This is a genomic window from Flavobacterium frigidum (assembly GCF_048286795.2).
This window is the reverse complement of sequence record NZ_JBLVPT020000011.1, coordinates 64,598-91,297: the sequence shown is the minus strand read 5'-3', so window position 1 is coordinate 91,297 and position 26,700 is coordinate 64,598. Positions and strand designations below refer to the sequence as shown.

Here is a 26,700-nt window from a genome sequence, read left to right as displayed (position 1 = left end):
AAGCAATGAAAAAAATATTTTTAATACTAGCAGTAGCAGCTGTATCACTTTCTTCATGTAGTGATTACTTAGTTGACAACACCAACGTAAATAGTCCACTAGAGTCAGCTTTGCCTCCAAGACTAATTTTACCAGGTGCACAAGCACAAGCTTTTAGAACGCAAGCTATCAACATGAATAGACTTGGTAGCGTAATGACAAATGCTTGGGCTGGTAACATTTATCAATTTACCAATCCTTTACAAGTTGAATATTCTTATAATTTTGACAACAACACCTATGCAGCGATATGGGATGGGTTGTACCGAAGTGTAGGTAACTTTCAAAAAATAATAGAAACTGATTTGCCTAATCAAGGAAATTATGTAGCTATTTCTAAAATAATGAAAGCACACTACATACAATATATTGTAGATTTATATGGTGATGCTCCATACTCACAAGCTTTTAAAGGACAAGAAAACCTTACACCAGTTTATGATGATGATGCTGTAATTTACAAAGAATTAGTAAAAGAATTGGAAGAAGCTCGTGCACTTATTCAAAATCCATCTGCAACAGCAGAATCTGTAAGTACAGATGTTGTGTTTAGTGGTGATATGAGTAAATGGTTGCAATTAGCAAATACTATTGAATTGAGAATTTTATTGAGACAAAGTAAATTATCTGATGCTGCAACTGTAACTTATTTGAACAGTAAATATGCAACTTTACAATCCTTAAATAACTTTGTTAGTGCAGATGTTTTAATCAATCCAGGGTACTCTTCTGGTAATGACGCACAACAAAGCCCATTTTTTGGTTCTTTCGTAAGAGACGCAGCAGGTCTTACATCAGGTACTACTTATACTTTTTTCACTTCATCAAAACATTTTGCTGATGTGTTAAATGGAGAAGCTGGCGGACCAACAGCAGGTGTGATAGATCCGAGAAGATCAAGATTATGGCTTACTGTAGGAGGTAAAGTCGTAGGTACGGATCAGGGACAAAAACCAGTTCCAGGACAAAACAATGCATCAAATCCAACATCAAGATTTGGATTGGGATTAACTAATTATGTAGGAACAAACACAGCAACTAGAACTGCAGCTGGTTCTTCCAAAGCTGGTGTACTAATGTTGCTTTCAGAAAGCAAATTTCTTCAAGCTGAAGCTGTACAAAGAGGATTTCTTACTACTGGAGTCGCTCAAACGTTGTTCAACGAAGGTGTTCAAGCATCATTCACTTACCTAGGGGCAACTATAGGGACATATGCTACACAAATAGAAACTGTTCCAAATTTTGGATGGGCAGCAACAACTGATAAAATCCGTGCAATTTTAACACAAAAATGGATTGCCTTAAGTGGTATTCATGGAGTTGAAAATTATATTAATTACACAAGAACTGGATATCCAGTAATTCCTGGGTCAATTAATGGATTCAACTTGCAACCTTCAAGACCAAAGAGATTGATTTATCCTTTGTCGGAGTATAATGCAAATTCAGGTAACGTGCCTATCTTGACATCAGCTCAAATTACAACACAAGGGCCATTCTGGTATGTGCCGTAATTAATATTCTGGTTTATTATTTTAAGAGGCTGTCCAAATGGACAGCCTCTTTTTTTGTGTCTAATATTGCTAATAGGCAAATCGTTTGTTGGAATTCGGGCAGCAAATACAAGTTCCAGATATATTGTAAATCTAAAATACAAGTTATTAAACTAAATAACTAATTAGGCTCCTCAGCTATAAAATGAAAACTATTCAATTCTATTCATAAAATGAAGTCTAAATTTGTTTGTGCTATATTAATGTAAGTACAAGACTTAAAATCAATAGTACTCTAAAGCATATTAATACGTACAAATATAAATTTTAGTACGATTTGAAACAATAAAATATTAATCCAATATAATACTATGCTGACCCCCAAAATTCGGACAATATATCCCGACTAATTTAGATAGGAATAAAAACCTTAAATTAGCACTAATATGTCAAGAACAAGAAGAACCTTCGGAAAAGACTTCAAAGCCAAAGTTGTTTTGGAAGCCTTAAAAGAGAAAGATACCATCGAGGTATTAGCAAAAAAATACGAGTTGCTGCCCAACCAAATTTCAATGTGGAAGTCCGAAGCGATACGGAATCTTTCTGCGGTTTTTTCTGCAGAAAAAACGCTCGTTGCCAAAGATGAAATTCCAACAGAGAAACTCTATGCTCGAATAGGTCAGCTGACTTTGGAGAATGACTTTTTAAAAAAAAGTCTGGGTTAGTATCGATCCGTGAGCGAGTGAAAATGGTCGATACCCAAAATAAATTGAGCATTGTCAAACAATGTCGATTATTAGAAATTCATCGTGGCGGTCTTTATTATAAAGCAAAACAGGAAAGTTTAGAGAACTTGAAAATAATGCAATTATTAGACCAACAGTATTTTAATACTCCATTTTATGGCTGCAGGAAACTGACGTTTTGGCTCAAGGATTTAGGTTTTAAAGTGAATCGCAAACGGGTAAAACGATTGATGCAAATCATCAATTGGCAAACCATTTATAGAGAACCTAAAACAACAGTGAGTAATAAAGAACATAAGAAATACCCTTATTTACTCAAAGGTTTGAAAATCACTCATAAAAATCAGGTTTGGGCAACAGATATCACCTATATTCCTATGGCAAAAGGATTTATGTATTTGACTGCGATTATTGATTTGCATACAAGATTTGTTTTGAACTTGAGTGTAAGCAATACAATGAGTGCCGATTGGTGTGCCGATATTTTGCAAGAAACTATACAAAAGTATGGTGTGCCTGAAATTTTCAATACAGATCAAGGAAGTCAATACACCAATGAGGTTCACACCAATGTACTATTAAACAATGAAATAAAAATTTCTATGGACGGTAAAGGAAGAGCTATTGACAACATTTTTATTGAAAGATTATGGAGGACAGTCAAATACGAGAATATATATTTACAAGCATATACTGATGGAATCAGCCTTTATAGAGGACTCAAAGATTATTTTGAATTTTATAATACACGGCGAATTCATCAGTCACTAGATTATGGAACGCCTTATAATAATTATTACAAAAAAGAAGTGGCATAAAATCAGTATAACTTTTTTGGCTTCTTAAAATAGCCAAAAGTTATCTCCGATTTTAACCAAGATAATAGAATATAAAACTAAAAACCTATCTTAAATCGTTGAGATTTCTGTCTGAAAAATGGGTACAGCATAATATTGACATGCAAGGATTTAATACAAACAAAAAAAATTGCACTTATAAATTAAGAATACATAAAAGATTGCTAATATGACTAATATATATAAACACCTTTGATCATAAAAACTAATAAAAACCTAAATACTTCAAAAATTATTACAATTTTTTAAATAAAATAAATAATTTTAACAAAATCATAGTGATAACTATAATTTTTATATTAAATAAAATTATTACTAGTTATATTAACAAATTATTATGAATTTTGTTTTACAAATTAAAAATAATAAAGATGAAACTAAAGTTTAATGGATTCTTAGTACTTTTAGTAGTACTAATGGCGCAAATAACTTTTGCGCAAGAAAGAACCGTTTCAGGAACAGTTACTGACAATGCAGGATTGCCTATGCCAGGTGTGAGTGTATTAGTAAAAGGAACTAAATCTGGGACACAAAGTAATTTTGATGGAGGCTATACTATTAAAGCAAGCCCAAATCAAATCTTAATATTTAGTTATATTGGGATGAGAAAACAAGAAGTACCAGCTACTTCATCTACTGTTAATGTAAAGCTTAAAGACGAAGCTAATGAACTTGAAGTTGTTGTTGTGACAGCATTGGGAATCAAAAAACAAGAACGAGCTTTAGGTTATTCTACTTCTGTTGTTGGAAAAAACGACATAACAAAAGGTGGAAATCAGAATTTTGTAAATGCACTTGGCGGAAAAGTTGCTGGTGTGCAAGTAATTGCTTCTGGCGGAGCGCCAGGTCAAGCAAGTAGATTAGTTATAAGAGGTGGAAATAAGTCTCTTACTAACTCTAATGAGCCTCTTTACGTTATCGACGGAGTTCCCATTTCAAATTCAAATGATGGAAATGGTAATACAGTTACAGGTTTTGCAAGTCCAAACAGAGCGTCAGATATTAATCCAAACGACATAGAATCAGTAACAGTTTTAAAAGGCTCTGCTGGAGCGGTACTTTACGGAAATAGAGGTTCTAATGGTGTGGTTTTAATAACAACTAAATCTGGGAAAAGTAATAGTGGAGTACCTGTAATCGAATTCACTAGCCAATTTGCAGCTGACGAGGCTTTAGTGTTACCTGACTATCAAACAGAATTTGCTCAAGGTACCAATGGCGTAACTTACAGAGAAGGAACATCGCGATCTTTTGGACCTCGCATAACAGGACAAACAGTGAACAGTGCTGGAGCTGGTGCAGCAAGAGGATTAGGTCCACAACCCATCCAATTAAAAGTATTTGATCCAAGAAAAGATTTTTTGAATACTGGATATACAAATAATAATAATTTATCATTGTCTAGTTCTTCAGATAAGTATAGTATGTTTGTTTCGCTAGGAAATTCTAGACAAACGTCAATTATACCAAATCAAGGTTTTAATAAAATTAATGCTCGTTTTAACGGGAATTATAAGTTTAATGATAAATTTAGTGCTGGAGTTAATTTCTCCTATAATATTTCTAATGGCGATCTACCTTTTACAGGTCAAGATGGAAACAACCCAATTTTTGCATTGTTCCATGCTCCTGTATCTTGGGATTTGTCTGGATATGGATATGAAAGACCAAACGGAAGCCAAATCAACTTTCGTGGCGGATCTTTTGACAACCCATTTTGGACAGTTAATAAAAACTCCGCACTTAGTGATAGTCAAAGATATATAATGAGCGTAAATTTAGCTTACGACTTAGCTCCATGGATGAAACTTAACTATCGATTGGGTAACGACAACTTGGTTGACAATAGAAAAATTTTCAGAGATAAAAATAGTGGAAGTGCTCCAAACGGGTTTCTTTCATTTGATGATGTATCAAGAAACGAGATTACATCAACCTTAACTTCAACATTCAACAAGAAGTTTGCTAATAAATTTGAGGCGACTTTATTAATAGGCCAGGATATAAACACCAGAACATTTAGACAAACTGTTATTACAGGATCTCAGTTAGTTCTACCTGGAATTCAAAACACTAATAATATCCAAACCTTTGACCCTGCATTTAATTCTACAAGTAAACGTAATTTAATAGGTGCTTTTGGAAATTTAACCTTGAACTATAATAATTATTTATTTTTAGATGTTGTAGGAAGAAATGAGTGGAGTTCTACACTTCCACAACAAAATAGAAGTTTCTTTTATCCAGGGGCAAGTGCATCGTTCATATTCTCTGAAGCATTGAATATTAAAGGCGACACGTTTAATTATGGTAAATTACGTGTTGGAGCGTCAAAAACCGCTCGTGATGCAGGAGTTTACTTAACACAACAAACGTTTCAGTTAGGTCAATTTGCAGATGGCTTTACTACAGGAATAGTTTTCCCGTTCAATGGCCTTCCGGGATATACCGTTGATAATACAATTGCAAACGCTAATTTAAAACCAGAATTTACAACGGAATATGAAGTTGGTGTTGAATTAAAAATGTTTAAAAATAGACTTGGATTAGACGCATCTTATTTTAGAAATGTAAACACAGGTGGAATCATTCCATTAGATATTTCTCCAACTACTGGCGCTCAACAAACCATTATAAACAGTGGTAAAACCAATTCTAGAGGTGTAGAATTATCTTTACGTGCAACACCAATTCAAACAAAAGATTTCAAATGGGACATAAATGTTAACTTTAGTAAGATAAAATCTAATGTTGACCAAACTTTCCCAGGTATCGACAAAATATTCTTAGGTGGATTTGGAGGAAATCCTGCAATTTACGCTGTACAAGGTGAACGTTACGGAAGCATTATTGGATCTGGTTATGCTAGAAACGATAATGGACAAGTATTAACTGATGATGATGGATACCCTATTTTTGAAGACGGTTTAAATCTAGGATATGTTGAACCAGACTGGACGGGTGGATTAACAAATACTTTCACTTATAAAAATATATATATTTCTGCTCAATTTGATACCAGACAAGGTGGATCTATCTACAGTGGAACTGAGGAATTATTGGATTTTTACGGAGTAAGTGCAAAAACTGCAAGTAGAGAAGAAGATTATACCTTTCCTGGTGTTAACCAAACCACCGGAAATCCAAATGATGTTGTCGTTAAACGCGATGCAGTATGGTACGGTAGTGCTTATCCTAATGAAGAATACGTTTACGAAAACAATTGGGTCAAATTGCGTGAAGCTTCTATTGGATATACATTTAAATTGAATAACAGCAGCATCAAAGCATTAGACGTAAGTCTATATGGTCGCAATTTAGCTTTATGGACAAAAGTACCTCACATAGATCCAGAATCAAGTTCTTTTGGAACTGGTAATGCTCAAGGTGTTTCTAGATTTGCTTTTCCTACAACTAGAACAATTGGTTTTAATCTAAGAGTTCAATTTTAAAAATATAAAAAGATGAAAAAAATAAAAATTTATGATGGAATAATAAATACTAAAAATCTTTTTGTTGGGGTTTTTACAAGTTTATTATTACTCTCGTCATGCACAAGTGAATTAGATATAAATAGTGATCCTAATGCACCAACTGCCGTTCCTAATTCCACATTACTTACCTCTTCCGAGGTAAATTTAGGGTACATAATTGGAGGCGAAGCTACACGTATGCCATCAAGTATCGTACAGTATTATGCTGGACATAGAGGTCAACCAAACGAATATGCTCGTTATGACATTACTCCTTCAGCTACAGATGGCTTGTGGACTAATATGTACAATGTATTAATTGATTTAAAAACTATCGAAAATAACACAAGTACAACAAATGATAAACTATATTTAGGAATATCACAATTGTTGCAAGTGTACGCCTTTAGTGTATTAACTGATAATTTTGGAGACATTCCTTATTCGGAAGCTTTACAATTATCATCAATATTGACTCCTGCTTATGACAAGCAAGAGAATATTTACAATGACCTATTGGTGCGAGTTGACAATGGAATAGCAAATGTAACTACAAATGCAGGATCTAATCCTGGTGCTGCTGACGTAATTTACAAAGGGTCATCTACAAAATGGGCTGCCTTTGGAAACTCTCTTAAGTTAAGATTATTAAACCACTTAAGTTTAAGAAGACCAACAGCAGCATTAACTTTTTTGCAAACAAACCCTACTTTAATTAGTAATAGTGCTAATGACGCGAAATTAGTTTTTGGAATAAGCGCTTCAAACTCAAATCCAATCTATCAGTTTGACGTACTATCTGGAAGAAAAGATAACGCAGTTGCCAATACTCTCGTTAACAAGATGAAATCATTGTCAGATCCTAGAATAGCTGTGTATTTCAAACCTGTAGTAAATGGAGCCCTAGCAGGGCAAGTTTTAGGTAATATTCCAGGCGATGATACTGACGACTCAGGTGAAAGTTTGTTTTCAAGAACTGGATCAGCATACGCATCGACTGATTCACCAGTTATTTTAATAAGTGCAGCTGAAGTAAATTTTATTAAGGCAGAAATTTATTTCAGAGCTTCTGACGCAACTAACGCTCTATTAAATTACAACAACGCAATTACTCAAGATTTAACATCTCTTGGTTTAGCAGCATCAGCGACTACTTACTTAGCTAATCCTCTTGTAACATACAACAATACTTTACAGAGAATTATGGAACAAAAATGGATTACAATGTACCAAGGAGCGTACGAATCATTTGTTGATTGGAGAAGAACTGGTTTCCCAGCACTAACTCCTTCAATAAATAACAGAACCACTAATGCTATTCCAGTTAGGTTATCTTATCCTCAAATTGAGATTAATGTTAACACTGCATCACTTCAAGCAGGCCCTGGTATTCCGCAACCATACGTATCATTAAGTAACAAAGTTTGGTGGGATTTGTAATAAAATCTTAACTATAAAAACCATCAGCGCAGCTGGTGGTTTTTTTTTATATATTTGCACCATGGAAAAAGAACATCAAATATTTGGGATTAGAGCAATTATTGAAGCAATACAATCTGGTGCTACTGTTGACAAAGTCTATATTCAAAAGGAAGCGAATAGCGAACTTATGAAAGACTTAATGAAGGTAATGAAGCGTGGGAATATAAACTTTTCTTATGTTCCAATTGAAAAACTAAACAGATTGACACCCAACAACCATCAAGGTGCTGTAGCGACCATATCTCCTATTTCATTTTTTGATTTAGAATCATTGATTGAATCCGTTATTGAAAATGGTAAAAAACCATTGTTTTTAATATTAGATCAAATATCTGACGCACGTAATTTTGGTGCCATCATAAGAACTGCAGAATGTACTGGTGTAAATGGTATTATTGTTCAGAAGGCAGGATCAGCTCCAGTAAATGGAGATACTGTAAAAACATCTGCAGGAGCCGTATTCAATATCCCTATTTGTAAAGTGGAACACATCAAAGATGCTATTTTTCTATTGCAAGCGAGCGGCATAAAAACAGTAGCGGCAACAGAAAAAACGGATCAAACTATTTATGATATAACTTTAAACGAACCTGTAGCAATTATCATGGGTTCTGAAGATCGAGGTGTCAATCCATCTGTATTGAAAATTGTTGACGAAAAAGCGAAGCTTCCAATGTTTGGAACTATTGGTTCACTGAATGTTTCCGTAGCTTGTGGTGCTTTTTTATACGAAGCTGTAAGACAGAGAAACTAATCCTCCCAGCGCATCCAAAACGGATTAAGGTGAAATAGAACATACAAAAGGAATTAAGACTTTGGTTTTGATTCCTTTTTTTCGTTTGAAACAATCTCGTAATCAACTGCTACATTTGAAGAATAATATGCTACAAATTCTTCTAATTCTGCATTTTCTTCCAATTTTGGTATATTGACAAAATTACCATTCTCATCAAATCGCTGCATAAATTTGTCTTCGGAAGGATCAAAATCTGGATGTTCCCAATCATACTTTAGCACCTTCTTGTATTCTGGAGCTTTATAAATCAACGAGAGCAAAAATCCAGTTATCAATCCGCCCAGATGTCCTTCCCAAGAAATTGACTTCTCGCCTGCAATTTCTGGACTTGGAAAAACATACCAAACCATACCGCCATATATAACTATTACTGCCAAGGAAAGAGCTACAAGTCTACTGTATTTAGTTTGTATGCCTTTAAAAAAAACAAAACTGAATAGCACATAAATTAATCCACTTGCTCCTATGTGGTAATTGCTTCTGCCAATAATCCACGTAATCAATCCTGAAAATAAAATCCCGAATAAGATAACTTTCACGGTTTGATCTGGATAGAAAAATTGCAATGCAGCTAATAAAATAAGTAAAGGAACTGAATTGTTGTAAAGATGCTCCATATCAGCATGAATAAACGGACTGAAAAAGACTCCTTGTAAACCTGAAAGTGTTCTTGGCAAAATTCCGTTTTCAACAAAGTCAAAATCAAATCGAATTTCAAGCCAAAAAATAAACCACAGGAATACTACAAAAAAAAGAGGGAGCGCAATAACTGCATTCGTAAATTTGAAATGCTTTTCCATGAATAGCGAAATATTTAATTTGAAATCTGTAGTTCAAAAACTTCACCAAAAGCAATTTAATGCTATTTTGTCATATTTAAACAGAAAACCCATTTTTACTGCTACTCATTAGCCCAGATGATCCCGAAGTCTCGGGAGGTATCCTTTTATATCTCGTTTTTTAACGAGATATAAAAGATATAGTGCACAGCTGGAAATAGCTCCAAATAAAAATAGTAATTTTACAGGTGTCATATTTCTAATTTAGGATTACAATTTTTAGACCCTAATGCCAGCGGACTGACGCATCGATTTAGATTTACAAAAAAAATGGAAGCACCACTTGCAGAACGCATACGACCACAAAAATTAGAAGACTACATCAGTCAATCCCATCTGGTAGGACCAAATGGCTCCTTGACGCAACAAATCGCTAAAGGAATTATTCCTTCCATAATTTTTTGGGGTCCACCCGGAACTGGCAAAACCACATTGGCACAAATTATTGCACAGGAATCGAAACGTCCTTTTTATATTTTGAGTGCAATTAATTCAGGCGTTAAAGATATTCGTGATGTAATTGAAAAAGCGAAGCAAAGTGGTGGTTTATTCACCGCAAAAAATCCTATTCTTTTTATAGATGAGATTCACCGTTTTAGTAAATCACAACAAGACTCTTTGTTGGGCGCCGTAGAAAAAGGTTGGATAACACTAATAGGCGCCACCACAGAAAACCCAAGTTTTGAAGTTATTCCTGCCTTACTCTCCCGATGTCAGGTATATATTTTAAACGCTTTTACAAAAAAAGATTTAGAGTCTTTGCTGGAACGCGCCATGAAAACAGACCTCTATTTATCTGCCAAAAAAATTACTTTACGCGAAACAGAAGCGCTATTGAGACTTTCCGGCGGAGACGGACGTAAGCTATTAAATATTTTCGAACTTGTTGTAAATGCCTCTAATGAAGACGAAATTTTAATTACAAATGATTTAGTTTTTTCCTTAGTGCAACAAAATACGGTTTTGTATGATAAAACAGGCGAACAGCATTACGACATAGTTTCGGCTTTTATAAAATCGATTCGAGGAAGTGACCCTAATGGTGCTGTATATTGGCTCGCACGTATGATTGAAGGTGGAGAAGACGTGAAATTTATTGCTCGAAGAATGCTTATTCTAAGCAGTGAAGATATTGGGAATGCAAATCCAACAGCTTTTATAATGGCCAACAATACTTTTCAAGCAGTGACAACCATTGGTTATCCCGAAAGTAAAATACTATTGAGTCAATGTGCGGTTTACCTTGCTACATCTCCCAAGAGTAATGCCTCGTACTTAGCCATTGGGACAGCGCAACAATTAGTGAAACAAACAGGAGATCTTCCGGTTCCCATTCATTTACGCAACGCTCCAACAAAATTAATGAAAGAATTAGGCTATGGTGAAGAATACAAATATGCTCATGATTACAACAATAATTTTGCCGATCAAGAATTTTTACCAGAAGCACTTAAAGAAACACCTATTTATATTCCTGGGAACAATTCAAGAGAAAACAGCATCAGGGAATTTTTAAAGAACAGATGGAAAGATAAATATGGTTACTAAAGCGAATAAAAAAGTCCAGATTGCTCCAGACTTTGCTACACTTTTATAAATTTTATAACCTAAAATTTAACGGCAATTTTTTCTGAAATTAATGTGTCATTTTGATAATATTCAAAAAACCATTGATTGTCTTTTAAAATCAGAGAGCCTTGCACTGAATCTTTTATCGCAATAAAAGAGTTGGCTTGTGATGTTTTTAATAATTTCATTACAACTTTTGGCGTGCTGTCTATTAATTGATAACCAGTAGATGTAGCTTGAGCATAAAGTAAATTGACATCCTTTGTATCAAGGAATACAGTAGCCTCAGCAGATATAGATTTTTCAACTACTGTAGTAAACAGCGTTTTGTAACATTGCGGTTTGAACTGGAACTTTAGCTCCGTTATATTTATATTTCAATGCGTAAACAGATGCAAAAGCTTCGGTAAGCGCTTCTGTATAAGCAACTCGATACTCTTTTTCCTTACTTTTACCAATAGGGGATTTAAAAACAACTTTGCCATTACAGTCCTTTAATGTAATGTACAATTTAGTCACCAAAAAACCGCTTTCATTACTAACATCAGCATATAAAATACTGCACCGGTCATTGTATTCTGCAGGAATGGAATCATTAGTATAAAAAGCGGTAAAACCTGCCTTACCTAAATTAAATTTTGTTAGCGTATTCAATCGGTATTGATTCTCTGCTTTTAAAAAATTAAATTGTAATGGAACGATTACGGCTTTATAATCATTAACCGATTGCGCATACGAATAACTGACTGTTAAGATTAGTAGTACTAGGAATGTCTTTTTCATTTTATAAATATTTTTTTAGTTCTAATAAATGATTTACTTGCTTGATGTGATTTGCTACTTGTAAGTTACTTTCATTAAAAAAAATAGCATCCAATCCGGCATCTAAAGCTCCTTGAACATCAGCATCTAAGCTGTCACCAATCATGATACTGTTCTCTTTTTTTGCTTTGGCCAAATCTAAAGCATAATCAAAAATAATAGGGTTTGGTTTTTTGACTCCTGCCATTTCAGAATTAGTAACCGTTTGAAAATAACTACCGAGGTTAGAATTATATATTTTTTTATATTGAACAGCGGCAAATCCGTTGGTAATGATATGCAGCTTGTATTTTTGATTTAAATAGTCCAAAACCTCAAAAGTACCATCAAAAAGATGATTGTTTTCGGGTAAAAATCGAATGTAATCCTCCGCAATAACATCAATTTCCGAATCAGAAATAGAATAATTAATGGCGTCAAAAGAATGTTTTAATCGATTGTAGCGCAATTCTTCGTGCGTAATCTTATCGTACTGATAGAGTTTCCAGCACTCTTGGTTGATGGGCACGTATTTTTCTATAAACAATTTTGTTTCTACTGATGGGTGATTATTTTTGAAAATAGTATCAAAAGTAATTTCAGAATTTTTATCAAAATCCCAAAGTGTATGATCTAAATCGAAAAATACATCTGTTATATGTGTTTGTTTCATTTTTTAATTTAAAATATTCCTTCGTCTACAAAGCTAAAATAACTGGTTTCAGTCACAATTAAATGATCTAACACTTTAATTTCTAAACTGTCGCCTGCCAATTTTAGTTTTTTTGTTATTTGCTTATCAGCATCACTTGGTATTAAAGTCCCCGATGGATGATTGTGACATAAAATTAATCCCGTTGCTCCCATTTCGAGCGCAGTTTTAAAAACAATACGCACATCTACAAGAGTCCCGGTAATGCCTCCTTTGCTCAATTGTGCTTTTGAAATAACTTTGTTGGAATTATTTAAATAAATAATCCAGAATTCTTCATGTGGTAATTCGCCAATAATTGGCTGCATGATTTCAAAAATTATTTTGCTAGAGGTGACTTTTTTTAATTCGACAACCTCCTCCGCTCTCCTACGCCTGCCTAACTCTAATGCTGCGATTATTGAAATCGCCTTAGCCTCGCCTATTCCTTTAAATTGAATGAGTTGTGACAATGATACTTTTCCTAACGCATTCAAATTATTATCTACACTTGCTAAAATTCGTTTGCTCAAATCTACCGCCGATTCGTTTCTGCTTCCTGAACCAATCAAAATAGCTATTAATTCCGCATCACTCAAAACACTTTTGCCCTTGAGCATCAGTTTTTCACGTGGCTTATCATCTTCGGACCAATTGGTAATAGGGAAAAAGGAATTTTCAGCCATTCATTTTATTGTTTAAATTGGTTTCCGCATGCAAATACTATTTTCTAAACCTATATAAGGATCGTAATTATCAACTATGCCATATCCTGTTTTTTGATACAAGGCAATAGCTTCCTTTTGTTTGTATAAAGTTTCCAAAACAGAAAAAGAATATCCTAAATCACGTGCCCAAGCTTCTAATTCAAGTAATATTGTTTGTGCCAAACCCATTCCTCTGACATCAGGTGAAACAAACATACGCTTTATTTCTATTGTATTTTTCTGGTATTTTTTGAAACAACCACAACCAACCGCTTTTCCTTCTAAATAAAGAATGACAACATTTGGATTTATTTCCAAAATATTATTTCCCCAATAATCAGATTTTAATTCTGGATAACGTTCCCATAAACTTTTATCCAAAGCGGAAATCAAATTGACAAAATCTGGATTTTCACTGGTAGTTTTAACAATTCTAACTTTGTCTTTCATACCATTTTTACTTTACCAATTCCTTTACATCATCAAAGTTTAATCCGCCGTAATTACCGGAGCTCATCAACAATAAAGCAGAATTATCTAGATTCAAGTTGAATAAATAATCCTTGAAATCTTTTGGATTCGTATAAATAATCAAATCCTTTCTATTAAAAGCATTTGCTATTTGGTCGTAAGTAACTTCTTCAAGCTGTTTGATTTTTACTGCATCTGGCGAATAAAAAACAACTGCTTTATCTGCAAATTCGAGTGCGCCTTCGTACTCTTTTAGGAATTCAGCATTCAAACTGCTGTATGTATGCAATTCTAAACACGCCACTAAAGTTCGATTAGGGTACTGTTCTTTCACCGCTTTTGTAGTTGCAGCCACTTTGCTTGGTGAATGCGCAAAATCTTTATACGCTACTTTTGTTTTACTTTCGGCTATTTTCTCCAATCGTTTTGAAGCTCCTTTAAAACTGGCAATAGCTTCATAAAAATCGGCTTCATCAACGCCCATATTTTGACAAATCCATTTGGCTCCAGCCAAGTTATTCAAGTTATGTGCCCCAAAAACTTCAATTGGCATGTCGCCTTCGGGAGTTTCCAAAAGCGTAACACCATCACTTACAGTATATTTTGGAGTATGATACGCTAATTTTCGAATTGGGTTTGTTGCAGCTTCGGAAACTCGTTTTACTTCAGCATCATCTTCATTGTAAACTAGAATTCCACCATTTGTAATTTTGCCAATAAAAATTTCAAACTGTTCAACGTAATTTTCATACGTTGGAAAAACATTAATATGATCCCAAGCAATTCCTGAAATCAGAGCAATATTCGGTTGGTACAAATGAAATTTTGGTCTGCGGTCAATTGGCGAAGACAAATATTCATCTCCTTCCAAAACAATAAAATCGTTCTCTTCTGTGAGATGCACCATCGTATCAAAACCTTCCAGTTGTGCACCAACCATGTAATCAACAGCACTGTCATGGTAGTGCATTACATGCAAAATCATCGAAGTAATCGTTGTTTTTCCATGAGAACCGCCAATTACAACACGTGTTTTATTTTTGGATTGTTCGAATAAAAATTCTGGATAAGAATATATTTTCAGTCCTAATTCCTGCGCTTTTACTAATTCAGGATTATCGGCTTTGGCGTGCATACCAAGAATAACTGCTTCAATGTCTGCCGTTATTTTCTCGGGAAACCAGCCTAATTCTGGAGGCAAAATTCCCTTTTTATCTAATCTTGATTTTGATGGCTCAAAAATCGCATCATCACTTCCCGTAACTTGATATCCTTTATTGTGTAGTGCTAAAGCTAGATTGTGCATGGCGCTTCCTCCAATAGCTATAAAATGTGTACGCATTCTAATTTATGATTTATGTTAAAAGATTAGAAAAACTAAAAAAAATTAGTCTTGTCCTTTGTTATTGTAGGTTTCTAATATTGTTTTTGCCTTTTCAGGATCCCGCATTTTATTTTTGTATAAACTAGCTAATTTTTGATAACTCTTTTTAGATCCACCAATCTGTATTGCTTTTTTATACTGTAATTCAGCAGCTTTATATCGTTTAAAATATTCGTCGATGTGTCCTCTGGACAAATACCCATCTACAGGGGATAATCGTAGTAATTCATTGGAGTATTTTATAGCTTTAGATTCGCTTCCACCTACAATTCCAGGCAACTGAATATACAATTCAATTAATGCCCAACGGGATTCAATGTGTCTTGGATTCAGACTGATGGCTTTTTCAAATGAAGATTTCACTTCATCAATCATTCCAAGTGCTTTAAATTTGTTTGAATCTTTGGCTTTCATGCCTAAAACTCCTCCATATTTAAAATGATAATCGGCCTCTGAAGGTTTCAGCTGTTTTAGTTTTTTATAATACCCAATTGCTTTATCCCAAGATTTATTATATCCCGCAATATCTCCTAAATATTCAATTGTTTTTAAATTCGATGGACTGGACTTTAAAACAGATTCAAAGGCCAACTCGGCTTGATCCATTTTGTTTGCCTTATATAGTTGTTCCGCTTTATCAAAATCAGATTGACCCCACATCATAATTGGTAGAAATACAAATAAATAAATAATATGTTTCATTCTTCAAAAATAGGGAAATATGATAAATTACATTTGATTTTAAGTAAATATTAGTAATTTAGTAAGAAATATTTCTAATATTAATTTCATCTAATTCAAGAATACTTGCACCTTATTTTAAAATCAACTTATGAAAAATATTTTTTTACTATTTCTCTTGATCTCCACTTCTATTTTTGGACAAAATTATGACAAAAACTGGACTAAGGTAATTGAATTTGAAAACGAAGGGAAAATAAAATCAGCCAATAAAATAGTTTCTAAAATACATGAAAAAGCTATTCAAAATAAAGATGAAATTCAAATTATCAAATGCTTTTTCTATGAGTCTAAATATTTGCAAGTGTTGGATGAAGATGCACAAACCAAAATCATCAACAATTTAAAAACTGAAATCAATAACGCTTCAGTTCCATCAAAAGCAATTTTGAATTTAGTTTATGCAAAATGTTTGGTTGATTTTCAAAATACAAACTCATATTTACTGTATAACAGAACGAATACTGTTAGTTTTGATGATCAATTTTTAACATGGACATCGAAAGACTTTTCGGAACAAATCGACCGTGCTTTAGAAAAAACACTACTGAACGAAGCCATATTAAAACAAACTTACTTAAGCAATTACCTTTTTATTTTTGATTATAGTGATGAAGAAAAAACAAAAAAAGACAATCTGTTTAACTATTTAGTAAAAGAAAACATTGCGTTGTATACGCCACAGATTCGGAAATGGGAAATTCAAAAAAAGGATTTCAAAGCCTATGAAAAAGAACTTTTAGGAAATTCAGCATCCTTTTTACAACTAAATTTTGATTTTGTAAAAAATGAAAAACTAAAAAAAGTGCTTGAATTGTATCAAAAAAAGGAGAAAAATTCGCCTTATTTAGAAAACCAATTCGAAAGAATTCAATTCTGCAACAGCTATTTATTAGACTCTAATTATAGTTTTATGAAGTCATTAAATCTTCTCCAAAAAGAATCTAGAGACCAAATTTTAACGCAAAAAATACAATTCGAAAAAGCTCTAATACTTAACAATCTCGCTTCTAAAGAAACCTACCCAGATTACAATATCAAAGCCGTTGCAACTCTCGACAGCATTATCGACATTAATAATCGTTCTAATGCGCACAAACTGGCGCTACAAAAGAAACAAAATATTAGTTCTAAATCATTGAATATTCAACTTCAAAAATTCAGTTACACTGATGAAAACACCAGAGCTTTTGTTCAGTATAAAAACCTAAACCGCCTTTCGATTTCTTTCTTTAAAATCGATCAAAACACTACTAAAGACTTCCGAAACTCCCCTTATAACAAAGACAGTTTAGCATTTGCAATAATTAAATACAAAAAACCAATTGCATCTAAAAACTATGATCTTGAAAAAAAGAATAATTATTTCGAATACAGCACTGAAGTACTTTTACCGCCATTAAAAACAGGAAGTTATTTGGTATATTTTGAAAGTGATTCAGACGTCAAGAATACAAAAGCATTTGCTTACGAAACTATTACAGTTTCAAATATTGCAGTTCTAACTTCGGAAAACGATAAGAAAGAAAATTATCAGGTGCTGGACAGAAAAACTGGAAAACCTTTAGAAAATGTCTCTATAAAACTATTAAATCAAACAATTATTACCGACAAAAATGGTGCAGCAACGTATCTCAAAGAAAATAATAACCGTAATTATCTTCCTATTGAATTTACAACTGAAAACGATTCTCTGTTACTGAACAATCATTACTCGAATTACTATAATGACTATGCAACTCAAGAATACCAGAAAGCAAAAGGCAAAGTCGAATTTTATTTGGATCGGGCCATTTATCGTCCCGGACAAACAGTTTACTATAAGGGAATTGCTTTCTTGAAAGAACAAGACAAAACGAGTATTGTTGCAAAAACTACTTTCAAAATTACAATTAAAGATACAAACGGTTCTGTTTTCAAAGAATTTGATGTTCTTACAAATGAATACGGATCTTTCTCCGGAGAATTTTTATTGCCTAAAAATGGACTGACAGGAAGTTTCAGAATGACAGCCGACGAACCCGTTGATTATGAAACAGATTCTATTTACGATAAAATAAAAGACGAACACCCTTTTTGGGATAATGTAAATTATGACAATTCTGAAATATATTTCCAAGTTGAAGAATACAAACGACCTAAATTTGAAGTTACTTTCGATCCTTTTAAAAATGCCTATCAAGTCAATCAAAACGTAAGCGTAAATGGACTTGCCAGAGCTTTTGCAGGAAGCAACATTTCCGATGCAAAAGTAAACTACAAGGTCACACTTATTCCGTATACCTTAAGCAACGGCTACTATCACAACCAAAACGGCAAATCAGAAAATATTTTAGTTGGCGAAACGAAGACAGATGCTTCAGGAAAATTTGAAATAAATTTCGTTGCCAAACCATTTGAAAATACCTCCAAAGAACAGTTACCCATTTTTGAATACATTATCTCTGCATCCGTTACGGATAGTAATGGAGAAACCCACCAAACCCAAACAAATGTTAGGATTGGCTACCATTCTTTACAGCTTACTGCAACTATACCATCCCGAATTGAAACCCAAAATAAAAACGAAATACAATTAAGTAGCACCAATCTTAATGGAGAATTTTTAGCTACAAAAGGCGAAATCAAACTTTATTACGTGAGTCCTTTTTCGACTAAATTTAAATCCAGAGTTTTTCCGCAACCAGAAATTGAAACCATCTCAAAAAAAGATTTTGATCGCTACTTTCCATTTGAAGAAAATGAAAACTTAAATAACTTAAAAACCACTGAAATTCTAGTCTTTTCTAAAAAAATTGATACTGAAAAAGACAAAAAATTAGCATTACATTTTATTTCCAATTACAAATCCGGGAATTACAAATTAGTTTTTTCTGCTAAAGATGCTTTTGAGAATCCAATAGAAACCATTTCTAATTTTAAATTGATACAAAGCAAAGACAAAATCGATTCAAGTAAATTATTTGTCGCTGAACAAATTAATACTGATGCTAAAAAAGATGGATTTGTTGTAGTAAAACTAACCTCGGTTATTCCAGAACTGTATATCAACACCACCGGAAATTACCAAAGTTCACTTTATTTTGAAAATACTTTCCACTTACAAAAAAATGAAACTATAATCAAAATCCCACTAAAAAGAGAATTTGAAAAAAGCATAAAGATCGGTTTTGAAAGTATATTTGAAAATCAAACTTTCCAAGACCAAATAGAAGTAATCCTTAAAGAAGAAGAATCCAAATTAGAATTCACGGTTGAAAGTTTCAGAGACAAAATACAACCTGGAAGCACTGAAAATTGGTCGTTTCAACTAAAAACATCTAATTCTTTAAAAGAAGCTGAAGTTTTGGCCTCTATGTATGACAGTTCTTTAGATCAGTTTGCCAAAAAAGATTGGAATAGTTTGAAATTTGATGACTATAACTACAACTCCGCTAACTTCAAAACGAGTTTGGGATTCGATAAAACATCAAGTTACATTCGGAATCTGAATCCTATTTTAAATCGAATAGAACTTATTGATGAAACTACGAAACTAATGTGGTTTGGATTCAACTTCAATGATTCTTTCACTGCAAAACAACTAAAAGAATATCAAAAACAGCTCAACAATAAAAGCAGAAAACCGCTAAATGCAAAAATGATTTCAGGAATTGTCTCTGATGGTATAAATCCCTTGCCCGGTGCGCAAATAATTGTAAAAGGAATTGAACGAGGTACTCAAACTGATTTTGATGGATTTTACCAAATAGAAGCCGCTACTGGCGAAGAACTGACGTTCTCCTACATTGGATTCGAAACTCAAAAAATCACAATTGACTCAAACATAATTGATGTTCAGTTAGAGGAATCCAGTACTAGTTTAGAAGAAGTAGTTGTTGCTGCCTATCGAAGTGTAAAAAAGAAATCTTTAACTACGGCTGCAGCGACAGTTCTAGCAGAAGCAGACAATCAAATTTACAACACTGCAGGAATAGAAATGAAATTAGAGGGAAAAGCTAGCGGGATAACAATTAGAGGAAACTCAAGTATTTCAGGCAACTACAAAAATGCTTTGTATATCGTTGATGGAGAACAAATAACTGAAGAACAATTCAGATTAATTTCTCCAAGCGATGTTATTGCTGTTGATGTTCTAAAAGGTGATAAAGCCACTTCATTATACGGAAATAAAGGAGCTAACGGAGCCATTATCATCACAACCAAAAAAGCATTAGAAGCTTTGACACAAGTGAAAGCCAGAAAAAACCTCTCTGAAACTGCTTTCTTTTATCCGAATCTAAAAACAGATGCAAAAGGAAAAGTAAGTTTCAATTTTACTTCGCCTGAAGCTTTGACCGCTTGGAAACTAAGATTGTTGGCACACAACAAAGAGGCTGTTTCTGGTTATTTAGAAAAAAGTGTTATTACTCAAAAAGAGCTAATGATTACACCAAATTTTCCTCGTTTCTTCCGAGAGAAAGATTCGATAGTCATCACTGCAAAGGTGGCTAACATTACTAATGAAGACAAAACTGGTATTGCTGTTTTGCAACTTTTTGATGCAACCACAATGCAACCAATCGATGCCAAAATGGAAAATGCGAGTTCAGTAAAAAATTTCAAAATTGCTCCTTTTGGAAATACAACAGTGAGTTGGAAAATCTATATTCCAGTAGGTCTGCAAGGGGTTCAGTATAAAGTTTTGGCTAAAGCAGGGAACTATTCGGATGGCGAAGAAAATATACTCCCTGTTTTAACTAATTCGATGTTGGTTACAGAAAGTATTCCGATTTGGGTACGAGAGCATTCCAAGAAAGAATACATCTTCGAAAACCTAAAAAACAACAGCTCGACAACTTTACGAAACCATCAATTTACGCTAGAATACACATCAAATCCATCTTGGACTGCCATTCAGTCGTTACCCTATTTGATGGAATACGAACATGAAAGCGCGGAACAAACCTTTGCTAGATTTTATGCGAATGCTTTAGCATCTGAAATCATTTCCAGCAATCCAAAAATCGCTAGTCTATTCGAAACTTGGAGAAAGAACGGAAAACTGAATTCGAAACTGGAAGAAAACGAAGAATTAAAAGTAATTATTCTTGCTGAAACGCCATGGTTGAATGATTCCCAAAACGAAGAGGAGAAAAAGAAAAATCTTGCTTTACTTTTCGATTTAGAAAAAATGAAAACCGCACAAGATGTAACTTTTGATAAGCTAAAACAAAAACAAAATTTGTCTGGAGGTTTGGCTTGGTTTGAAGGAAGTACCGAAAACGAATACATAACCAGACATATTTTGGCAGGTTTAGCACACCTTTCGAAACTAAGTAACAACGAAAATACCACTTCAAAAATCAAACAAATTGCCACAACTGGAATTCCGTTTTTAGACCAAAAGTTTTTACAACACCATAAAACCAGAATGGAAAAATTAAAAACAAATGAAAAATTGATTTGGTTCAATCCGCATTCCGATTTACATTATTTATATACCCGAAGTTTCTACCTTGAAACTTATCCGCTTTCGGACACATTAAAAAAAGCAACTAAATTGTATCTAGAAACTGCCAAAAAAGATTGGTTAACCTATTCCTTATACGAGAAAGGATTGACTGCTTTGACTTTAAACCGCTTTGGGGAAAAAGAAACTGGCAAAAAAATTCTAGAAAGTTTAAAAGAAACGGCTTCTACCAACGAAGATTGGGGGATGTATTGGATTGCTAACAAATCAGGCTGGTATTGGTATCAGGCCCCGATAGAAACCCAAGCACTCTTAATTGAGGCTTTCGCCGAAATTAATAATGACACCAAATCACTAGATGCCATGAAGGTTTGGTTATTAAAAAACAAGCAAAGTAAAAACTGGCCCACCACAAAATCCACCACCGAAGCAATTTATGCTTTATTGATGCAAGGAACCGATTGGTTAAGTGTCAAAGACAACACAATTTTCAAAATTGGAACCGAGAAAATCTTGACCAAAAAATTAGCTGAAAACGAAAAAGAAGCAGAAACAGGCTACCTAAAACTAAATTGGAAAGCAAAAGAAATCAAAAAAGAAATGGCAACTGTTTCCATCGAAAACAAATCGAAAGTTCCAGGATTTGGAGGTGTTTATTGGCAATATTTTGAAGAATTAGATAAAATTAAAACCAATTCTGGAACTGCGTTATCAGTTTTCAAAGAGTTGTATGCAAAGAAAAATACCGACAAAGGCGAAATATTGGAACGAATCAATTCACTTAATCCATTAAAAATTGGAGATTTAGTTACCGTCCGATTAGTAATTTCTGCCAAAGAAGATATGGAATTTGTGCATTTAAAAGACATACGTGCTTCTTGTTTTGAACCCGTAGATGTACTTTCGGCTTACCAATACAAAGGCGGATTGGGTTTTTATAAAAGCACAAAAGATGCCGCAACTCATTTCTTTTTTGACCAAATAAACAAAGGAAGTTATGTTCTGGAATATGATGTTCGGGTAAATAACAGTGGTGATTTCTCTAATGGAATTACAACCATTCAAAGTATGTATGCGCCTGAATTTAGCAGTCATACTAAAGGAATCAGGATAAGAACTAGTGAGAAATAGCAATAAAAAAACCGTCTCACATTATCTATGAAACGGTTTTGATTATGTCTTAAAATCAAGCATTAGTCATTCAACATTTTCCATAATTTATCTTTCAACTCTGTCAAACCTTGTTGCGCTACAGAAGAAATAAACATATAAGGAACATCCTTAAAAGCAACATCTAGTTCGGTTTTCAATTCTGCTTTTAACTCATCATCAAGCATATCGCATTTAGATATTACCAACAAACGCTCTTTGTCAAGCATTTCAGGGTTATATTTTGTTAATTCGTTTACCAAAATATCGTATTCTGCTTTAATATCTGGAGTATCCACTGGAACTAAGAATAACAAAGTCGAATTACGCTCAATGTGACGCAAGAAATAATGTCCAAGACCTTTACCTTCGGCAGCACCTTCAATAATTCCGGGAATATCCGCAATTACAAAAGATTGAAAATCTCTATAGGCTACAATTCCAAGATTTGGTTTTAAAGTTGTAAACGGATAATCTGCAATTTTGGGTTTAGCAGAAGTCAAAACAGAGAGCAAAGTTGATTTTCCTGCATTAGGGAAACCTACCAAACCTACATCAGCCAAAACTTTTAGTTCAAGAATTACATCCATTTCTACACCAGGCAAACCCGGTTGAGAGTATCTAGGGGTTTGATTAGTCGAACTTCTAAAATGCCAGTTACCTAAACCACCTTTTCCACCACGAGATAGAATTTGTTTTTCACCATCTTCGGTAATTTCGAATAGTATCTCTCCAGTTTCTTTGTCTTTTACTACCGTTCCTAACGGCACTTCTATAAATTTATCATCTCCATCAGCACCAGTACTTCTGTCTCCACTACCATCTCCACCATTACCCGCTTTGATGTGACGCGCAAATTTAAGGTGAAATAAAGTCCAAAGACCTTTGTTACCTACAAGATAAACATGTCCTCCCCGACCACCATCTCCTCCATCTGGCCCACCTTTTTCAATAAATTTTTCTCTATGCAAATGCGTAGATCCTTTTCCTCCCTTTCCGGAAGAAACATATATTTTAACGTAATCTACAAAATTCCCTTCTGTCATTATAATTTTAGATTTAAGCATTCAGAGTTTAGATTTCAGTACTATTTTAATACTGAAAACTGCAACTGAAAACTATTTTTACACTTTTAAGGCTTTCACCATCACTTTATCAATCTTCACGCCATCCATATCGATGACCTCTAATTCAAATTTTTGCCAAATCAATTTTTCTCCCTGTTTTGGTATATGAGAGAGCTCTGTCATTATTAATCCGCTTACCGTAGTGACTTCATAATCATTGATTAATTCATCTAATTCAAAGTAAGTCAAAAAATCATGCAACGAATAATGCCCATCAACCAACCAACTGCCATCTTCTCTTTCTATCAGCTGAAAATCATCTTTGTAAAAATCAGAAGCATCACCAACTAAGGCTTCCAGAATATCATTTAGCGTAATTACCCCTTGAAAAACGCCATATTCATCTGAAACAAAAGCATAATGTATTCCAGTTTTTTTAAAGTTTTCTAAAGCAACATAAGCCGTAGTTTGCTCCATCATAAAAGGAGCTTCAGTCATTATATCGGCCAAATTGAAGTTTTCATTTTCAAAGTGAGCAAATATATTTTTGAGGTTTACAACTCCAACAATATCATCATAATTTTCACCATAAACGGGATAAATTGAGTGCAATTCTTTGAGCATAAACTCCTTTACTTGTTCGCGATCTGAATGCAATGGTAAAAAAACAACCGACTTGCGATGGGTCATCAAAGAGTTTATTTTACGGTCTCCAATATGAAAAACACGCTCTACAATATCTTGTTCTATTTCCTGAACTTCGCCACCTTCGGTTCCTTCTTTAATTATCGCTTTTATTTCTTCCTCCGTTACTTTTCCGTCAGCAGTGGGTTTTATTTGTAAAACATTCAACAAGAAATCTGTAGAACGTGTTAATAACCAAATAAATGGTGCAGTAACAATCGAAACAATTTTCATGGGTAATGCGACCGCTTTAGCAATGGATTCTGGATGATTTAAGCCGATTCTTTTGGGCAATAATTCTCCTAAAACCAAAGAGAAAAAAGTCAATACAACAACTACTAAACCGACGGCAACAGGATGTGCATACGGTTTTAGAATTTCAAATCCATTTACGAAAGATTCAACGTCAACAGTAATTTTATCACCACTATAAATACCAGTAAGGATTCCAATCAAAGTAATTCCTATCTGTACAGTAGACAAAAATTTATTGGGAGAGTTGGCTAAATCCAATGCGATTTTCGCACTCTTATTTCCTTTTTTTGCAGCAGTCTCTAACCTGTTTTTTCGTGCTGAAATCAATGCGATTTCTGACATAGAGAAAACTCCATTGAGCAGTATTAGAAAAAATATTATTAGTATTTCCAATGTGTTAATTGATTCGTTTATAAGTCTTGTTGTTTGTAGTACTGATTATCAGAATTACAATTGATCAATTACTGAACTCACGCGTTCTGTAATTTCGGTAATAGAACCTATTCCGTTTACAGCAAAATACTTAGTCTGGTTTTTGTAATAATCCATTAAAGGCGCCGTTTTTTCGTTGTATTCTTGGTAGCGATTTCTAATTTTTTCTTCGTCTTGATCGTCTATTCTACCGCTTGTTTTCCCTCTTTCTAATAAGCGTTGAACCAAAATTTCGTCGTCTGCTTCAAGTGCAATTGTGGCTGCAACTGAGGATTTTATTGATACTAGAAAAGCGTCTAATGCCTCAGCTTGAGCAATTGTTCGTGGATATCCATCAAATAAAATTCCATTAGTGTCTGGATGTTTATTTACCTCATCAATAAGCATTTTTGTAGTTAATTCGTCTGGGACTAAGTCTCCAGCATCCATATACACTCGTGCTTGCTTGCCTAGTTCAGTATCGTTTTTTAAATTAAAACGAAATACATCTCCCGTGGATATGTGTGTTAATTTGTATTTTTGTTTCAAGAACTCAGCTTGAGTTCCTTTACCAGCTCCCGGTTTTCCAAATAAAACAATGTTAGTCATGTAGTTGTGTCGTTATTCTTTTAATTTATATACTTCAGGTAAATTTCGCCCTAATCCATCATAGTCTAAACCATAGCCCACAATAAATTTATTTGGAATTCGAATTCCAATGTAATCTATTTTGATGTCTTTAGTATACGCTTCGGGTTTGAAAAAAAGTGTTGCTATTTTAAAATGTTTTACATTTTGCTTTTTAAATAATTCTTTCAATTCTACTAATGTATTTCCAGTATCAACAATATCTTCGATGATGACCACACTGCGTCCCGTAAGATCCTGATTGATACCTATTAATTGTTTCACATCGTTCGTAGATGAAGTCCCTTCATATGAAGACATTTTGATAAAAGACACCTCGCATGGTTTTTTGTACTGCTTCATAAAATCAGCCACTACCATGAATGCGCCATTTAAAACCCCCACAAATACTGGTGTTTCATCAGCAAAGTCAGCTTCGACTTGCGAAACCATTTTAGCAATGGCAAAATCAATTTCTTGGGCAGAAATAAACGGAACAAATTGTTTATCGTGCAGTTGTATCATTATTTTCGTTTTTAAAATAATGGGCAAAGATACAGAATTCGGATTTGCGAATTGATAATTGGACATTAATTTGTATTTATATATCGCTTTAATCATCAAAAGAAGCTGAGACTTGTTTTAAATATATAACTGGACTAGTAGCAAATCAATCACATTGACAGTTTAGGCTCGTAAAATTTAATTCAACAAGTAGTATTCTTTTCTAAACAAAAAAGAGGCTACCTGAAAATTAGGTAGCCTCAAATAATTAGAATGTCATAATGAATTAAAGAAAATAAATTGAGGTCAAACAAAATAGCACCTCTGTTTTCCAACTATTTTAAATCAGGCAAAAAACTAGTACTACTATTCATTGTAACAATCATATTTAATTTAAAAACAATGCCAATTGAGGGTATAAAACAAATAATTTTAGCATTTTATTTTCTTATTGAACATAAA

At 33.7% G+C, this 26,700-nt stretch carries 20 protein-coding genes; 8 read left to right on the top strand and 12 right to left on the bottom strand.

Annotation, left to right across the window (positions count from 1 at the left end; genetic code table 11):
• Nucleotides 1-5 precede the first annotated feature (5 nt).
• From ACNQGB_RS11715 to rlmB, 6 genes are all read left to right on the top strand, one after another.
• Nucleotides 6-1,553, top strand: a complete 1,548-nt coding sequence (locus ACNQGB_RS11715) for a SusD/RagB family nutrient-binding outer membrane lipoprotein (protein WP_417943999.1) — start codon at nucleotides 6-8, stop codon at nucleotides 1,551-1,553.
• 425 nt (nucleotides 1,554-1,978) lie between these two features.
• Nucleotides 1,979-2,257, top strand: a complete 279-nt coding sequence (locus ACNQGB_RS11710) for a transposase (protein ID WP_165151468.1) — start codon at nucleotides 1,979-1,981, stop codon at nucleotides 2,255-2,257.
• Nucleotides 2,258-2,280: 23 nt separating this feature from the next.
• Entirely contained in the window at nucleotides 2,281-3,096 is an 816-nt protein-coding gene (locus ACNQGB_RS11705) for an IS3 family transposase (RefSeq protein ID WP_417943998.1), read from the top strand.
• Nucleotides 3,097-3,506: 410 nt separating this feature from the next.
• Nucleotides 3,507-6,587, top strand: coding sequence for a SusC/RagA family TonB-linked outer membrane protein (locus tag ACNQGB_RS11700; RefSeq protein ID WP_417943997.1), 3,081 nt, complete (start codon nucleotides 3,507-3,509; stop codon nucleotides 6,585-6,587).
• A gap of 12 nt (nucleotides 6,588-6,599) precedes the next feature.
• Nucleotides 6,600-8,048: a SusD/RagB family nutrient-binding outer membrane lipoprotein gene (locus ACNQGB_RS11695; RefSeq protein ID WP_417943996.1), complete on the top strand. Its 1,449-nt coding sequence runs from the start codon at nucleotides 6,600-6,602 to the stop codon at nucleotides 8,046-8,048.
• A gap of 61 nt (nucleotides 8,049-8,109) precedes the next feature.
• On the top strand, nucleotides 8,110-8,844 hold the full coding sequence (gene rlmB / locus ACNQGB_RS11690; protein ID WP_417943995.1) for a 23S rRNA (guanosine(2251)-2'-O)-methyltransferase RlmB: 735 nt from the start codon (nucleotides 8,110-8,112) through the stop codon (nucleotides 8,842-8,844).
• 53 nt (nucleotides 8,845-8,897) lie between these two features.
• Here the strand turns inward: rlmB and ACNQGB_RS11685 are convergent, their stop codons facing one another.
• A complete protein-coding gene (locus tag ACNQGB_RS11685; protein ID WP_417943994.1) occupies nucleotides 8,898-9,686 on the bottom strand; it encodes a rhomboid family intramembrane serine protease in 789 nt (262 codons plus the stop codon).
• Nucleotides 9,687-9,995: 309 nt separating this feature from the next.
• On the opposite strand from ACNQGB_RS11685, the gene ACNQGB_RS11680 reads away from it, so the two are divergent.
• Nucleotides 9,996-11,273: a replication-associated recombination protein A gene (locus tag ACNQGB_RS11680; RefSeq protein WP_417943993.1), complete on the top strand. Its 1,278-nt coding sequence runs from the start codon at nucleotides 9,996-9,998 to the stop codon at nucleotides 11,271-11,273.
• Nucleotides 11,274-11,332: 59 nt separating this feature from the next.
• Here the strand turns inward: ACNQGB_RS11680 and ACNQGB_RS11675 are convergent, their stop codons facing one another.
• The 7 genes from ACNQGB_RS11675 to ACNQGB_RS11645 all read right to left on the bottom strand — a co-directional run bounded on the left by ACNQGB_RS11675 (nucleotide 11,333) and on the right by ACNQGB_RS11645 (nucleotide 16,050).
• Complete coding sequence (locus tag ACNQGB_RS11675) at nucleotides 11,333-11,482, bottom strand: hypothetical protein (protein WP_417943992.1); 150 nt, start codon at nucleotides 11,480-11,482, stop codon at nucleotides 11,333-11,335.
• Nucleotides 11,483-11,597: 115 nt separating this feature from the next.
• Nucleotides 11,598-12,077 carry a hypothetical protein gene (locus tag ACNQGB_RS11670; RefSeq protein WP_417943991.1) on the bottom strand — a complete coding sequence of 160 codons (480 nt, stop codon included), beginning with the start codon at nucleotides 12,075-12,077 and terminating at the stop codon, nucleotides 11,598-11,600.
• A gap of 1 nt (nucleotide 12,078) precedes the next feature.
• Nucleotides 12,079-12,768 carry a YjjG family noncanonical pyrimidine nucleotidase gene (locus ACNQGB_RS11665; RefSeq protein WP_417943990.1) on the bottom strand — a complete coding sequence of 230 codons (690 nt, stop codon included), beginning with the start codon at nucleotides 12,766-12,768 and terminating at the stop codon, nucleotides 12,079-12,081.
• An 8-nt stretch (nucleotides 12,769-12,776) separates the two neighbouring features.
• Complete coding sequence (gene radC, locus ACNQGB_RS11660) at nucleotides 12,777-13,472, bottom strand: RadC family protein (protein WP_417943989.1); 696 nt, start codon at nucleotides 13,470-13,472, stop codon at nucleotides 12,777-12,779.
• Between the two features lie 12 nt (nucleotides 13,473-13,484).
• Nucleotides 13,485-13,943 carry a GNAT family N-acetyltransferase gene (locus tag ACNQGB_RS11655; protein WP_417943988.1) on the bottom strand — a complete coding sequence of 153 codons (459 nt, stop codon included), beginning with the start codon at nucleotides 13,941-13,943 and terminating at the stop codon, nucleotides 13,485-13,487.
• Nucleotides 13,944-13,950: 7 nt separating this feature from the next.
• On the bottom strand, nucleotides 13,951-15,306 hold the full coding sequence (locus ACNQGB_RS11650; RefSeq protein ID WP_417943987.1) for a UDP-N-acetylmuramate--L-alanine ligase: 1,356 nt from the start codon (nucleotides 15,304-15,306) through the stop codon (nucleotides 13,951-13,953).
• Nucleotides 15,307-15,351: 45 nt separating this feature from the next.
• Nucleotides 15,352-16,050: a tetratricopeptide repeat protein gene (locus ACNQGB_RS11645; protein WP_417943986.1), complete on the bottom strand. Its 699-nt coding sequence runs from the start codon at nucleotides 16,048-16,050 to the stop codon at nucleotides 15,352-15,354.
• Between the two features lie 130 nt (nucleotides 16,051-16,180).
• On the opposite strand from ACNQGB_RS11645, the gene ACNQGB_RS11640 reads away from it, so the two are divergent.
• Nucleotides 16,181-22,672 carry an alpha-2-macroglobulin family protein gene (locus ACNQGB_RS11640; protein ID WP_417943985.1) on the top strand — a complete coding sequence of 2,164 codons (6,492 nt, stop codon included), beginning with the start codon at nucleotides 16,181-16,183 and terminating at the stop codon, nucleotides 22,670-22,672.
• 62 nt (nucleotides 22,673-22,734) lie between these two features.
• Here ACNQGB_RS11640 and obgE read toward each other — a convergent pair whose 3' ends face one another.
• The 4 genes from obgE to hpt form a co-directional block, all read right to left on the bottom strand.
• Nucleotides 22,735-23,736 (bottom strand): GTPase ObgE, encoded by a 1,002-nt coding sequence (obgE, locus tag ACNQGB_RS11635; RefSeq protein ID WP_099713458.1) that lies wholly within the window; start codon nucleotides 23,734-23,736, stop codon nucleotides 22,735-22,737.
• Nucleotides 23,737-23,814: 78 nt separating this feature from the next.
• On the bottom strand, nucleotides 23,815-25,089 hold the full coding sequence (locus ACNQGB_RS11630) for a hemolysin family protein (RefSeq protein ID WP_417943984.1): 1,275 nt from the start codon (nucleotides 25,087-25,089) through the stop codon (nucleotides 23,815-23,817).
• Nucleotides 25,090-25,143: 54 nt separating this feature from the next.
• Nucleotides 25,144-25,716 carry an adenylate kinase gene (locus ACNQGB_RS11625; protein WP_417943983.1) on the bottom strand — a complete coding sequence of 191 codons (573 nt, stop codon included), beginning with the start codon at nucleotides 25,714-25,716 and terminating at the stop codon, nucleotides 25,144-25,146.
• A gap of 12 nt (nucleotides 25,717-25,728) precedes the next feature.
• Nucleotides 25,729-26,259 carry a hypoxanthine phosphoribosyltransferase gene (gene hpt / locus ACNQGB_RS11620; RefSeq protein WP_309756126.1) on the bottom strand — a complete coding sequence of 177 codons (531 nt, stop codon included), beginning with the start codon at nucleotides 26,257-26,259 and terminating at the stop codon, nucleotides 25,729-25,731.
• Nucleotides 26,260-26,700: the final 441 nt, after the last annotated feature.